This window comes from Myxosarcina sp. GI1 (assembly GCF_000756305.1).
GTDB lineage: Bacteria > Cyanobacteriota > Cyanobacteriia > Cyanobacteriales > Xenococcaceae > Myxosarcina.
In genome coordinates this window covers 79,624-93,442 of sequence record NZ_JRFE01000034.1, presented here as the reverse complement: position 1 = coordinate 93,442, position 13,819 = coordinate 79,624, and the positions used below count along the sequence as shown (strand labels likewise).

15 protein-coding genes are annotated in these 13,819 nt (G+C 38.4%); 12 read left to right on the top strand and 3 right to left on the bottom strand.

The window, feature by feature from the left end; translation table 11 throughout:
* Window positions 1-47: 47 nt before the first annotated feature.
* Window positions 48-416: an SH3 domain-containing protein gene (locus KV40_RS24570; RefSeq protein ID WP_156114163.1), complete on the top strand. Its 369-nt coding sequence runs from the start codon at window positions 48-50 to the stop codon at window positions 414-416.
* Window positions 417-613: 197 nt separating this feature from the next.
* Here the strand turns inward: KV40_RS24570 and KV40_RS24565 are convergent, their stop codons facing one another.
* Window positions 614-2,047: a hypothetical protein gene (locus tag KV40_RS24565; protein WP_036486899.1), complete on the bottom strand. Its 1,434-nt coding sequence runs from the start codon at window positions 2,045-2,047 to the stop codon at window positions 614-616.
* A gap of 181 nt (window positions 2,048-2,228) precedes the next feature.
* Between KV40_RS24565 and KV40_RS24560 the strand changes: the two genes are divergently transcribed.
* Entirely contained in the window at window positions 2,229-3,290 is a 1,062-nt protein-coding gene (locus tag KV40_RS24560) for an IS4 family transposase (protein ID WP_081942929.1), read from the top strand.
* On the opposite strand, the gene KV40_RS24555 is transcribed toward KV40_RS24560, so the two are convergent.
* Window positions 3,271-5,709 carry a hypothetical protein gene (locus KV40_RS24555; RefSeq protein ID WP_052055922.1) on the bottom strand — a complete coding sequence of 813 codons (2,439 nt, stop codon included), beginning with the start codon at window positions 5,707-5,709 and terminating at the stop codon, window positions 3,271-3,273. The genes KV40_RS24560 and KV40_RS24555 overlap by 20 nt on opposite strands.
* 20 nt (window positions 5,710-5,729) lie before the next feature.
* Here KV40_RS24555 and KV40_RS24550 point away from each other — a divergent pair, with 20 nt between their 5' ends.
* From KV40_RS24550 to KV40_RS24505, 10 genes are all read left to right on the top strand, one after another.
* Entirely contained in the window at window positions 5,730-6,209 is a 480-nt protein-coding gene (locus KV40_RS24550) for a hypothetical protein (protein ID WP_036486897.1), read from the top strand.
* A gap of 2 nt (window positions 6,210-6,211) precedes the next feature.
* The gene (locus KV40_RS24545) at window positions 6,212-6,634 is read left to right on the top strand and encodes a helix-turn-helix transcriptional regulator (RefSeq protein WP_036486896.1); all 423 of its coding nucleotides are present in this window, start codon (window positions 6,212-6,214) and stop codon (window positions 6,632-6,634) included.
* Between the two features lie 9 nt (window positions 6,635-6,643).
* On the top strand, window positions 6,644-8,095 hold the full coding sequence (locus KV40_RS32560; protein WP_052055921.1) for a pentapeptide repeat-containing protein: 1,452 nt from the start codon (window positions 6,644-6,646) through the stop codon (window positions 8,093-8,095).
* A gap of 86 nt (window positions 8,096-8,181) precedes the next feature.
* Window positions 8,182-8,598: a hypothetical protein gene (locus KV40_RS24535; RefSeq protein ID WP_036486895.1), complete on the top strand. Its 417-nt coding sequence runs from the start codon at window positions 8,182-8,184 to the stop codon at window positions 8,596-8,598.
* A 124-nt stretch (window positions 8,599-8,722) separates the two neighbouring features.
* Complete coding sequence (locus KV40_RS24530) at window positions 8,723-8,965, top strand: hypothetical protein (protein WP_036486894.1); 243 nt, start codon at window positions 8,723-8,725, stop codon at window positions 8,963-8,965.
* Between the two features lie 617 nt (window positions 8,966-9,582).
* On the top strand, window positions 9,583-9,846 hold the full coding sequence (locus KV40_RS24525; RefSeq protein ID WP_036486893.1) for a hypothetical protein: 264 nt from the start codon (window positions 9,583-9,585) through the stop codon (window positions 9,844-9,846).
* 99 nt (window positions 9,847-9,945) lie between these two features.
* On the top strand, window positions 9,946-11,001 hold the full coding sequence (locus tag KV40_RS24520; RefSeq protein WP_036486891.1) for a DUF932 domain-containing protein: 1,056 nt from the start codon (window positions 9,946-9,948) through the stop codon (window positions 10,999-11,001).
* 132 nt (window positions 11,002-11,133) lie between these two features.
* Window positions 11,134-11,433: a hypothetical protein gene (locus tag KV40_RS24515; RefSeq protein ID WP_036486889.1), complete on the top strand. Its 300-nt coding sequence runs from the start codon at window positions 11,134-11,136 to the stop codon at window positions 11,431-11,433.
* 62 nt (window positions 11,434-11,495) lie between these two features.
* Window positions 11,496-11,675, top strand: coding sequence for a hypothetical protein (locus tag KV40_RS24510; RefSeq protein WP_036486887.1), 180 nt, complete (start codon window positions 11,496-11,498; stop codon window positions 11,673-11,675).
* Between the two features lie 79 nt (window positions 11,676-11,754).
* Window positions 11,755-12,144 (top strand): hypothetical protein, encoded by a 390-nt coding sequence (locus KV40_RS24505; protein ID WP_156114162.1) that lies wholly within the window; start codon window positions 11,755-11,757, stop codon window positions 12,142-12,144.
* 152 nt (window positions 12,145-12,296) lie between these two features.
* Here the strand turns inward: KV40_RS24505 and KV40_RS24500 are convergent, their stop codons facing one another.
* Window positions 12,297-13,763, bottom strand: a complete 1,467-nt coding sequence (locus tag KV40_RS24500; RefSeq protein ID WP_036486883.1) for an RNA-guided endonuclease TnpB family protein — start codon at window positions 13,761-13,763, stop codon at window positions 12,297-12,299.
* Between the last annotated feature and the right edge of the window lie 56 nt (window positions 13,764-13,819).

Genomic DNA, 13,819 nt, shown 5'->3' with positions numbered 1-13,819 from the left:
AAATAAAAAAATAATACTTTAAAAAATTTCATTCTATTGTTGTGAAAATGAAATTCAAGCCTACTTTAAAAATAGTAATTTTCAGTGCTTTTATAGCGTTTAATTTGGTAGATATTAGAGAAGCAAAATCCCAATTAAAACAAGTTAATTTAGAGGGTTGCAATAATATTTACAATTATCCAGTTGCAGGAAACGTGATGGGTAAAGAGTTTGGTTCGCCAATTAACGTGCGTGAAGAACCGAATGTTTCATCAAAAGTAATTTATTCTGCTAGTAGTGGGGATGCCATCAGTATTACTGAAGTTTTTGAAAACAATAATGATGGATATTGTTGGTACAAAGTAAGCTTTCAATCACAGAATAACGGTTGGGTAAGAGGAGATCTTATAAGTATCTTTATGGACGATCATCATTAATAAAGCATCAGTATTATTTTCGCTATTAATCCTAGTGAAGTATCAAATACTCATTGTCTTTTTTTTGGCGATCGCAGTAGAAAGGGAAAACTCTCCACCGCTATCGCTTCAGAATTTAAACTAGCCTATTTTTCTTGTCGGCAATTTCTCCAACGCCGTAGCTAAAAGTCGGTGTTTGGAAGAATTGTCGTTGAAAATTATCTTTCTAAAGAAAATTTAAGCTTCCTTTGAGAATCAATAATGCTTTCTCTAATTTGCTTTGCTTCTTGGTAAGTTCGATAAATATAATCTTGGGCTTTTTCTTTATACTCGGTTTCTGGCATTGTCTGTTTCATTTTGAGAACCCGATCGCTCTGAGACAAAACCTGACCAACTCGCTTGAGGTTGGAGTTACGATCGACCGCTTCTTTAATTACCAGCATAGCTACAGCAGTATCAAGTTTTTCATCTCCAGCTTGAAGAAACTTAGGATTGGCTTCGACGACTTGGTTTTTAAGCCTTTGATATTCTTGTCTGAAAACTTGTCTTTGCCGTTCGATACTTTGTTGAGACTGACCCCATTGCTCTTGCAACTTGGGCTTCATTTCTTGAAAAAACTTGACTTCCGATTGGCTTAGATTATTAATTTGCTCCTGCCATTTTCCTCGATCGTATCGTGCTGACAATTTTGTCGAACCTTGTAGATCCTTCATTACCAGAAGCTGCTTGTCTTTATTCCAAGTAGCCGTATATTTCTGTCCTTCAAAATGTTCCGTACCTTTCAGCTTGAGGAAGTCGCGCACGATAGGAGCAATAGTTGCAACTGCTGAAGAATTATTAACTTCGGCAGATTGCCAGGAATAACTAAGACTATCTAAATCTACTTTTAAATCAGTCGTGGTAGCTGGCGAACGAACCAGATTAACAGGCAAAGTAACTTTATTGGATATAAGAGATAGCTTTTCTAATTTTTTTACACTATCGCGATCGATAATTCCCAAAATCTTGCCGTCCAATATCGCTACGGGCTTCTTTTTACCTTTGACAAAAGCATAGTCCAAATTAATTTTGGCTGATTCTCCCTGCCAATCTCGATTCGCATAAGCAAAGTTTTTAATTTGCCCGATCTCGATCGTATTGCCTTTAGGAGTAGTAGCAATAATCGAAGCTCCTGGTGGCGAGCGCAGTGTAGCTGTAAATTTAGCCCCTTCAGCTAAAGATGCCGATTCATTGCTAAAAACCGCCAGAGGTTTTCCCTCTACCAAAACTATTTTTTTGCCATAGTTGTAGCTTTGAGGGTCTTTATCTTTGACAACCTCACAATTTACTTTTTCTCCCTGCCAACGTTTATTGCCATAGTCGGTAGAATAATGACTCCCTACTAAAGTTAAATCCCGAATGGGTGGCTTTTCTAATTGTTTGACTATCCGTTCGGGAAACAGGTTAAAGGCAACACTGGCTTTTTTGACATAGTTAGTATTTGCACTTTTGGTATGAGACACATCCCACAGTGCTGCTRCCAGAGAAGCTTGTACGAGTTCTGGCGTATTCTGTCGAATTTCGTCTAAGTAGTTAGTAACTCTGGCAAACATCGCCTCGCTCTGAGTTTTAGTAATTCCAGGTTCGATTTGTATTGTTGCTCCTTTTCTCACGGGGTGACAAAAGAGTAGAAAACAAGATGAACAGTTAAATGTAACGGTGAGATGGTAAAAAAAGGGGGTTGAGTTAATTGAGAAAACCCCCCAATCAAAAATGTTGCCTGAATTTTATCACAAATGCCTGAAACAGTTATTAACTTCGAGACAATATGCGACACTAAGAATAATTGTCTTAATGTTACAAAGCTATAGAACAATCCAAATTGAAAAACTAGCTGCCCTGATGCCAATACCAATCAAATACGAAAGTCGCCGTCGGCATCTTCAAAGATTTTTGATTTTACCACAGTTAAACCCTAAATGTGTATGGTTTCCCATAATTAAGAAATGGCTAAAAATCAATCAAACAAAGAAAAGAGTTTGCTACGTAGCTATTGACAGGACAAGATGGCAAGAACGGAATTTATTTGTAGCTAGCTTAATCAAAAATAAACGGGCGATTCCTTTAAATTGGATGTTATTAGATAAAAAAGGAAATAGTAATCTTAGAGAACAAAAAAGACTACTCAAATCAACTCTAAAATTATTAAAAGGATATGAAGTAATTGTTATAGGAGATAGAGAATTTGGCAATGTCAACCTTGCCGATTGGCTCTCTTCGCAGTGCTGTCAGTACGTTTTAAGAACTAAAAGCAGTAAATATATCCAGCTAGATAATCAAAATTATCAACAGTTATTATTTTTCGGGAGCAAATTAGGAAAATCATTTTATATAGAACAAGTTAAATTTACTAAACAACCCAACATGGCTAGAACAAATCTTGCTTTTTATTGGAGTAATCTGACTAAATCTAAAACTAATAATGAAGGATGGTACTTAATCAATAACCTCTCCAGTTTGCAGCAGACCATCAAAGCTTATAAGAAAAGGATGGGCATTGAAGCTATGTTCAAAGATTGTAAATCAGGTGGGTACAATTTAGAGAAATGTCAAGGCAGCGATAAGCGTTTATTATCTCTGATTTTACTGATAGCAATTGCTTACACTTGTGCCATTACAAAAGGACAAACAATCTCTTTTAAACGAATTAAAGAATACGTATGTCGTTTGCAAGAAAATCAAAGAAGAGTTAAAAGGCATAGTAATTTTTGGATAGGTTTGTATGGTAGTTTATGGGTTAATAACTTTCAATTTTGTCATCATTGGGTTGAAAAGTTAATAAGACTTACTCCCAACAAGCTACCTTTTTATCAACAGGGTCTCAAAGCTAAAACTCTTATCCTTGCTTCACTCTAAATATGTTGTCACTCCGTGAGGCTCCTTTTAGAGTATGCCCAGGTTTCAAACCAAACTGCTTGACCTGCTCGGCATTAATAGTGCCAATTTCTTTGTTTCCTGTAGGCTTAATGGATACTGCCAAAAGCTCGTTTTGATTTTTAGGATTGACTTTGATGCCTAGATCTAACTTTTTGGCTTTCCAGATTGGTGAATCCGATTTGGCAAACTTAAGTAGATTGTCGATCTCAATAGTTCTACCGCTAGTTGCCGAAGTTACCTTGAGTACGGGTTGGTCTACTTTTTTTTCAGTAGCGATCGCCTCAGCTATTAGAGAATTGTAAGTATCCCTAACCGAACGTGCTAATTCTTCTAAGGCGCGATCGAACTTGATGTCAGAAAATAGTGGGCGAAACGACACGGTAGGTTCTGACACAAGCTGATTTTGCTGAAAATGCTTATTTGTCTCGGCTACTATTAAGTCTATTGGGGAGTAGCCATTAGTTTTCATTTCTCGGTTTTGATACGCTTCTGGGTTCTTCTTGTCTAGCAACCACTGCGGATATTTGTAGCTACCGATCGCCTTGAGAGTTTTTAGTAATTCCCCATCGGGACGAGCCGCACTCTTTGGTCCATCGACGGCAACTTGAAGTTCGTTACCCAGGTCGCCTACCAAATCGAAATTAATACTTTCAACTGTTTTCAAGGCTCGGTTACTTTCTTCTGCTGATAGTCGCTCTGGCAAATTTGCTATAAATTCAACGCGATCGCGATATTTGTCGGGTAGAGATTGGTTTGACTCTAATAACCCAGACATTTTTTGAGCAAGGTTTTTGACATAGCCCACCTTTTTACTTTCTGGAAGTTCGCGGGCTTCCCATCTTAAAGCGACTGCCCTTTGAATTTGATTGGCGATCGCACCAATTTGATTGTCGGCTGCCGATAGAGCAATTTCAGTAAAAGATCCCTGATAGGGAATTTTGTCTCTTTTGACAATATCGGGATAGCGATTTGCTTCGAGGTTATATTCTTTAACTTCTTTGGCTAAAATTGGAAACTTTTCTGCCATTTCAAAAGCTAGACGATCCCCATCATAATCCGCCTGAAGGTGTTTGGCGGCGGCAACTGGATTAATATGTACTACTCCCTTCAAATGGTTTACTTCTGGCAGGTGACGGTTCTTGAGAACTATTACTCCGTTAGAGTTGATTAAAGGCGATCGCGTAACGATAACTTCTTTTCCTTCGGCAATATGAGGGATACAAATTTCATCCTCTTTTAACTTCAGACTCGGTTGTGCCATTCCTGCCTGAAATTTGACACTTCTACCTGTAGCTATGTCTACCCATCTTTTTCGGACAAACTTGTTTAATTCGTCGATAATTTTAGGGTGTTCGGTTAGTTTTCCATGCTCGTCAGCTTTAAGCAGTTTGTATAAATTATGGTCTTCTTCGGTAATTGGTGTTTCGCGATCGCCAAAAGCTTCGTCGATTATTCGGTCAAACCCTTCTAGTTCTTCATAGTTTTGGTTTTTGTCCCCCGTTTGAGATAATTCTTTTCTTCGTTCGTATAGTTCTATATACTGTTGGGCTAGTTTTTGAGGTGAAGATTGGTTAGCAGCTAGTGTTTCTGCTTGAGCTTCTATTTTAGATAAAATCTCATTTTTTACGGCTTTGGGATAGTTGACCAATACCTGAGTTCCCAGACTTTGCTCTCCGTATTTAGCTAGAGTTTTTATTCCTATCCCCACTTTGAGATTGTATTCTCCAGGTTCTATTGGTTCGTAGCCTTTCTTTCTTCCCTTGAAGCTACTAGTTGGTAATATTAGATCGTAGCCAATTTTTCTTAACGTTCTACCGTCCTGTACTTTTTTAGTAGTTATCTCTACTCCGCTCAAATTATCAAGTTTGGCTGGAGCTAACGTACCTTTCGCTATTCTATGTACCGAATTTTCTTCTTGTGGCTTTATCCCCAATCGGTACTGAAATGGCGTATTGTCCAATCCCGTAAGTTTTTCAGCCATTTCCAAACTAATCTTGCCATAGCAATCCCCTACTAACTGTTTGGCTTTTTCTGGTGGCATGATGCCACCATTAACTCCCGTTTCATCATCAATGACTAAAACTCTGGCATCTATTTCTTCTAAACTCTGACAGGGGGTAAATACCAAACTGCCGTATGCCGCTCCATCCGATTGATTGGGATATATTAAAGATCTAACCTCGCGATTCGCAAAGTATAACCTTTCTCCAGAAGCAAACTGTAAGGTTTTATCCTCATAGTTTTCTAATTGCTCGGATGTTGTAATATTTTGATGAACCGAACCTATACTAAAGTTAGTATCGGGAAATAAATACTCTGCCAAAGAATTTTCGATTTTTTCGTCAAGATTGAAATCTTGACGAGTTAGAGTATCAAAATGATTGATTTTTATAGCCATACTAAAGTAATTGGTAAAAAATGACTAGTTTTGAATCAGCTTTTTACAAAGAACAAAATGATGATGGGTCTTTTACACCACAACGTCGCCAACGCTTGAGAAATAAAGGTTGGAGTGAAGAAAAGATTGCTCGAACTGAAGAAATTCTTATGCGCGATGCTCGAATCGATCGCGAAAATGCCATTGCCAGAAAAAAGCATGATGAATATTGCGATGAATTAAGCAGACAACGGAAAGCAGAAAGAAGAGAACGGGAAAAGTTGGGAATCGAGCCAACTTTTAAGATTTTGTATAGCTCCAAAGATAAAGTAGATATTAACTCTATGAGTCCCGCCAAAAGACGAGCTTTTGAGATGCGCGGATTAGATACTGAAGAACTTCTTTCTCAAGGATACATCGGTTTTGACGATCTAGATAATTCTAATTGGAACGATAACGAGGAAAGTGATTTTCGCAAACTTTCTGATGAACACGATTCTCCACCAGAAATACCTTTTTAATAGTGGCTACTCCTCACTTGCAACTTCGTCCCGAAGATTGTTCTTCGCTAGGTTTGTTAATCCTAGAGCAGATCGAGAAACATAAACTCACCTTTTCTGAGATAGCAGCAAGCATAGGTATCTCTCGCGCTGCCTTAAGATCTATCTGCCTGAAAAACAATAACATCACCCCAGGAAAAAAAACCGTTCCTCGTTTAGCTAAAGCTCTATCTATCTCTGAAAGCCACCTGTGTTACCTAATTTACGAAGAAAAGGTAAAACAGATGTACCCTAATAGTGAATATTTGGCAATTTCGACTCTCGATGCGATCGAGCGGATGGTAGAGATATTTTCTACAAGATTAGAAAATAATTTTCCCCAAACGTCAACTACTCAATACGAACTATACTCCCACGCCTTTAAGTCTATTACTAAGTTTGATTGACTTTTTATAATGACAAAAACAGATCGCTTACCTGCAAAACCGATAGCAGAAAAATTACTTCCAAAATTAATTAAAAAAATCAGAATCGTCAACGAACTCAACCAGGAAGAGTTCGGGCAAATTTTGGAGCCTCCAGTAACTCAATCGACGGTTGCCCGTTGGGAAAAAGGAGAACAAAATCCAGATACTATTCAATTTCCGAAACTAGCTTATCTTTTAGATTTGTCACTAGAACAATTTCACCAGTTGCACAAATCTAACTGCCTTTCAAATTTAAAGGATTTGTCCATACAGAAAAAATTTCTCGTACCAAATCGCCAGCATTATAGACTTTTAAAGCGGGGAGCAAAAGTTTGGAATAAATGGCGAGAGAAAAATCCAGATATCATCCCGCAACTAGCTGGAGCGAAGTTAGAAACTCTCGCTCTCGACGGCATGAATTTGGACAAAGCCGATTTGAGAGGTGTTGAGTTGAGAAATTTGTCTTGTCGCAATTCTTTTTATAGATCTGCCAATCTACAAGGGGCTTTTATAAGCGAAGTAGATTTTTCCAATTCCCAATTTAGAGGGGCTAACTTTTCTCATGGCGAAATTTGTAAAAGTTACTTTAATCAAACCGATTTAAAGAAAGCTAATTTCGAGGGAGTCAGAGCGAGCAACATTCAGATGAAAAATGCCACTTGTACTGAAGCTTCGTTTATCAATGCCAACTTAGACAACGTTCGCGTTTTTGGAACATTATTCAGAAATACCAAATTCGACGGAGTTAGATCGAGTAATATTTATATTTGTGACTGCGAAGACGAACTACCCATAAATGATATTAAGCTTGCAGAGTTAACATATTTGAAACGTTACGCTTCTTCGCAATTCGAGTATTTTTTGCAGAGTTTGACATTAGAGAAAAAACTTTTAGATTTGGCAAATAAACTTGTAGATAAATTTGGAAACTATAATTTTGCTAATGCAGTATCAGAATTTTGTAGCGAACCGAACGAGCTTCATCCTTCTGCCACTATTAAAATTCGTAAAACTAAAGATTTGCTAATTGTAAAATTCGATTCGCAACCTGCTAGTAATTCCAACGGTCGAACAGAGATAGCCGAACCAAAAATAATTCTCAGAAAAATTGGTGATGTTATTGAGAGTAACTTTACTGCTACTGAAGTAAACGAGAGTGAAAAAATAGCTAAGTTAACTCAACAAATACAATCAGAAAATGTTAGCAAATTTATTCCTATTGCTCTAAAACTTATCGATTTGCAGGGCAGTAAATTTTGCAGCAATAATTACAAACTTGAAAAGATCGACAACAGCATTATTCTCTCATCAGTTGCCAAAATTGAAGTAGAATTAATGAGAGTTCAGATAGGAAGTGAGTCGAACAAAATTATCAGAGCTAATTTAACCAAGTCTTGTCTAACGCACTTTCAAGAAATACTGCTCGAATTATTAACTTAAAAAAAAACCTAAATAGTAGCTTTATCAATTCTGGCTGTCGCCAAATATTTCATGACTGTTCTTATCCAAATTGTCAGGAGAATGCCATGAAATTAATCGAAGCCACTGTCACCAAAGCTCCCAAACAAATTTCTACCAAGTACGGCGACAGAATCGTACTCAACTGCCTAACCTACACAGGAGAAGAAGTTGCGGTTTGGGGCAATCCAGGCGATTGCAATCTTACCAACCGCTATCCAAACGAACCAGTAAATCTTGCTGTCAACGAAAAAGGTAAATATTCTGTGGTCGAACAAGTCACGACGAATGCTACACCACCACCAGCTAAAAGTGACAGTAAAGCCGAAGAAATTAAAGATTATAGCCAAAGACTAGCAAAACTTTACTCCCATTGTTTCAGAACCGTTAGTAGTGAAATGAGTAATACAGATTTGCCACTGGAATCTTTGAAAGATATTGCAACTTGTGTGTTCATAACTACTCAACGAAAATTTAACCTTTGAACGATGGCAAAAGCCACCGTAAATTAGCGCGATTGCTTGAAATGTTGATAGCAATCGCAGTTCATCACTTTCCTTTCACTTCATTATCAAATCCCAATCTATTAATTCTCTACATTCAAAAACAATGGAAAATCTAATCTTCTCAGCAATTCTCTATCTAATTCCACTGCTTTTCTTTTATTGCCCGATAATCAAAGCACTTCATAATGCGATTGAACGCGATCGCTCTAAAACCGTTCGCCTTAACAATATTCCTTTTGCTTCCTTTAACGAACTTATCGCTATAGCTAAAGAATTCAAAGTAATAGTTCCGCTTCAGATAGAGCGATACAATTTGCAAAATATTCTTATTGCAGAACTATGCTAGTTCTACAGAAGTTAAAATTTAAGGGAGGCTTCGACTAGACATCTACAACCCTCCCTCAAATTGCTTTTACACTCAGCTTAAATTTAATTGTACTAATGACTCAAAGTAACGAAAATAATCTAGTAGCGATTTCGCAAAGCGAAGCGGCAAAGCCGATCGCCTAGATAGAATCGAAGCCATTGTCGAAGCCAACAGTCAGGCGAGCGCCGAAAACAGTCAAGCAGTTGCCCAACAAAGAAGAAACATTTCCGATCTAGCCCAAGTAGCTCAAACTGCTCTCACCAGAGCCCAGAACAACCGAGAAGACCTACAGCAAACCGAGCGGTTAACTAGAAGAAATGCTGCTGCTATCGACCGATTAGAACAAAAAATGGAGCAATACATTATCGAAGGCAGAGAAAATCGGGAGTTTATTGCTACTCAAGTCGAAGGCATTAAAGTAGAAACTCGTCGCATAGTCCAGCATTTATTCGGTGATATCGAAGAATAGTTATAGTTATGGACCAAAACAAATCAAAAAAATAGCGATCGGGAAAAGATTTCAACCACGAACTTTTCCCGATTTTTTTATGTACCTAAATTGCCAGTTCCTCTTTTTGCATTTTAAATAGAAATTCATGATTGACATTACTAACTTCAAAGTTAATCCTCGACGCTGCAAAACTTGTCCCTTTAACGACGACGGCTGCATAGACATACGAAATACTGTTATCCGAAGAATAATAACACAGGAGAAAAGCCAAGTTTGTCATGGCAGTGACAACAAAACCCTATGTCGCGGAGCTAGAGATTATCAGCAGCAAATCTATTTTCGCTTGGGAGTTTTGGAAGCTCCTACTGACGAAGCCTGGGATAAAAAACGTCAAGAGCTTAACTGCTGATAACTGCTGAAGATTGGCTGTCGCCAAAAATTTTATGAACGGGTTTGAGAAACAAACATCTCAAACCTTTTTTGTATGAATACCAGGAGCATCACAATTATGAAATCAGGTAAAAGTCTTGTAGAGTTAGCCCAAGAATTGGAAAGACAATCAGAAGCTAAAAAAGATTATGTTGCCGAAACAACCGCACTGAAGTTAAAAGAAGATTCCAGCTTAGTTTTAGAAGGAGAAGATGCAGAAGAAACTTTAAAGGTTACTCCTCATACTCACGGACAAATCGCTTCACGGGTGAACATACCTCTTAAATACTACAAGAGAATGCTTTTTCAACAACCAGAACTATTGGCAACTAATGTCAACACTTGGTTTAACGAACAACCAGAACGGAGAATGATTCGTACTTTAGATGGTACTGCTAGAGCCTACCTCAGCGATCGCTATCGTAGACTTGACAACTACGAATTGGCTGAAACTATTTTGCCGATATTGACTGAAATGGGCGAAGGAATGAAAATTCTTTCCACCGAAATCACTGAAACTCGGATGTATCTTAAGGTCGTCAACCGAAGACTTGAAGCCGAGGTTAGTAAAGGCGATGTAGTCCAGGCGGGAATTGCTATTAGCAACTCAGAAATTGGTTTGGGTTCTTTGAGAGTCGAACCACTAATATATAGGTTAGTTTGTACTAACGGGTGCATTTTACAAGATTACAGCACTAAGAAATACCATGTTGGCAAAAGAGTTGAATCTGAAGCTGATGTATATCAGCTATATGCCGATGATACTCTTAAAGCTGATGATAAAGCGTTTTTCCTCAAAGTTCGCGATACAGTTCGTGCGGCGATCGACCAAACTAAATTTGAAACAATAGTCAACAAAATGCGCGATGCCAAAGAACGCAAAATTGAAGGCAGTCCCGTTAAAGCCGTCGAGGTTCTAGCCAATAAGTTTACCTACAACCAGGACGAACAATCGGGCATACTTACTCATCTCATTCAAGGTGGTGATTTGTCAGCTTATGGACTGATGAATGCTGTGACCCGCACTTCCCAGGATTTAGCCGACTACGATCGCGCAACCGAGTTCGAGCGAGATGGGGATCGAGTGTTGAATCTCGCACCTGCAACCTGGAAACAGTTGGCGACCGTTAAGTAATCTTCTAGCATTATCAACCTACTTATTTTTGCTACCAGCTAATAGCTGGTAGCAGTTTTTTTGATGTTCCAAAACGCATTTGATACTTGCCAATTACTAACTATGAAGGGAAAAACATTTAATGATAAATGTATGAAAAATTTAATTAAGCAATTGGACGACAATCGCATCCTGTTTCGCGATCGGCAAACTGGTATAGCCTGGGTTGATGATTACTTTACAGGATTGGGCTATAGCTGCCATCCTAATATTGATGTCACTGGTTCGCCCGAAGGTATGGTTAATTTGGGTTACTGGCAAAAATCCGATATTCTCGTTCGTTCTCATGGGTTTATCTACAATACCAGCAAACTTGCAGTAGACGGTACTTTCGATTCAATCGCGGCAAAATACTGTATCTGTCCGAGTTGTGCCGCTAAAAAACTTACATAACCTAAACAATATTTGTCATTTGGAGATCGCCCGTCCAATAAACGAGGCGATCTCTTTTTACTATGCCAGATTTTCAAACTGAATCGATTATCAAAACTCTACAAAACTATGAGTTAAGGCTAGTCGATAGACGATTGGCTTTACTCGAAGACACCTTTCAATATTACTCTGCCGCTCCTTACGGTCGTAGAGCAGTCGGTAGAAGCGATCGCACTACAGAAACTCGTTTTTTGAATAAGTAATTATCGAATGGGATGAGAGTAGTGACTTTCCCCAAAATCTTTTAGAATCTTGAGAATCAAACAAAGAATAGGAGCAAAAATGATGAAGAAATATCGGATTGAATTTTGGGCAGACGAAGATGCGGTTGCTGCTAGACATTCTTTATCGGAAAATGTCGAACTCACCGTTCTCGAAGACTGCATAAAAAAAGAGTTAAAGACTGGTTGCCCTAACTTTACCTTTGACTCTTGGATAGACGAATGCGATCGCGTTATTGCGCTCGCTTGGTGTATTGAAGACGTTAGAGAAGTTGTCTCACAGAGAGATAAGCAGATTAGCGATACAGATGCCAAGAAGGTGCTTCGCTATTTAGACCACAAGCACGATGCCACTATTGGTATATCGTGGGACGTTATCGATACCGTAGTCGATATGCTGCTTTGGGACGAAGAAATTGCCCTTACCGATACCGAAGAGGTCACAGCGTAAGCAATTCCTTTAAACTAGCAAAATCAATTTAGACATGACAGACAAGCAAAATTCTTACAATCACGAAGAATTCGAGCGTATTATTGCTGATTGAACCTCTAAAATCAAATCAGAGATTATGATTTCAGATTCTGAAGACAAGACAAGTACATTTATCCTGTATTCCATTCCCAATCGCTAAACAATTTAAGCTGTACGAAAAGCGCGGGATTACCAGACTCATCCACCATCGCAGATGATATATTCTTTCTGTTACCAGAAGCTCCTGTTAATTCAGGTTCGGTCGTAACTTTACGGCTGACCACCGTTAGGGTATCTATACCAAGCTTTTCTTTGCCACGTTGGGCTAATATGTTCCCTGCGTTTAAATCTGCGTCGTCGTAGTGACCGCAGTTTTCACAAACAAACTTTTCTTTATCCCTATTTTTAGGACTTATATAGTGACATTTGCAGCATTCTTGAGATGAGCCACGGGGATTGACCTCTATAACCCAAGTACCTAATTTAGCTGCTTGATGTTGAGTTTTCTGGCGTAAGGAATACCAAGCAGCATCGCTAATTGCTTTGTTGAGTTGAGATTTGCTTTTTTGATTGTTGGATAAATATTTGCCCGTTTGAGAACAAAATTTTGGCTTACATCTTTTTTTCATGCCCTGAATGTTTAAAGCTTCAAAAGCAATTATGTCGCCCATTGCAGCTATTTTTTTTCCTAACTTCCACTGAAAATCTTGACGACAACGACGAATATCGCGATGAACTTTGGCTACAGCTATACCTGCTTTTTGACGATTATTACTGCCTTTTTTCTTGCGTGATAAACGTCTTTGTCTAATTTTCAATCGGCGTTCAAAACGCTCGCCTATTCTAGGATTAGTTTCTATTTCTCCATTACTAAAAGCAGCTATTTTGTTAATACCAACATCACAACCGATAATAGTATTTAGTTCGGTTGCGGATTTTTGAGAATAATCAGGAATAGTTTCGTCTTTGAGCAGTACTGATACGTACCAAATATCAATTTCCCTGGTGATTGTAACTGTTCTAATTGACCAATTATTACTAATTTCTCTAGAAAGTGCAAACTTCATCCAGCCCAGACTAGGAAACTTAATTTTGTTCTCTTGGATTCTCACTGTGCCTGGTTTAAACTCAAGACCAATATCGCGAGTGCGTTTGAATCGAGGAAAATTAGCTCGACCTGAAAAGAAATTTCCAAAGGCTTTGTTTTGGTTTCTCAGTCCCTGCTGTAAAACATCAGAATTAACATCTTGATACCAAGGTTTAGTCTGTCGCCAACTAGTCGCAAAAGAGGAATGTATTTCGTATGCGGAGCGACGAGGATTAAAAAGTTTACTTTTATCTCCACGTCTTTTGGAGGGATTATTTTCTTTCCAATATTCTCCCAGAGAAGCCGATTTATGAATTGAGCAAGCTAGAGGCGAAGCGACTCCTCGGCTTCGTAAGTTGCAAAACTCCCCCTGCATAAAAGTATCTTGATAGCTGTCAATTCTATCTGCCAAACAGACATTGAGCAGTGAGCGTATTTTATTTTGCCACTGAATTAATCTACTTACTTGCTTAAGTGAAGGGTATAGTTTAAAGCGATATGTAACTTGCATTACCTATCTTGATTAGTTTTGATAAACTAAAAATAATATATCACATTAGTCCTGGC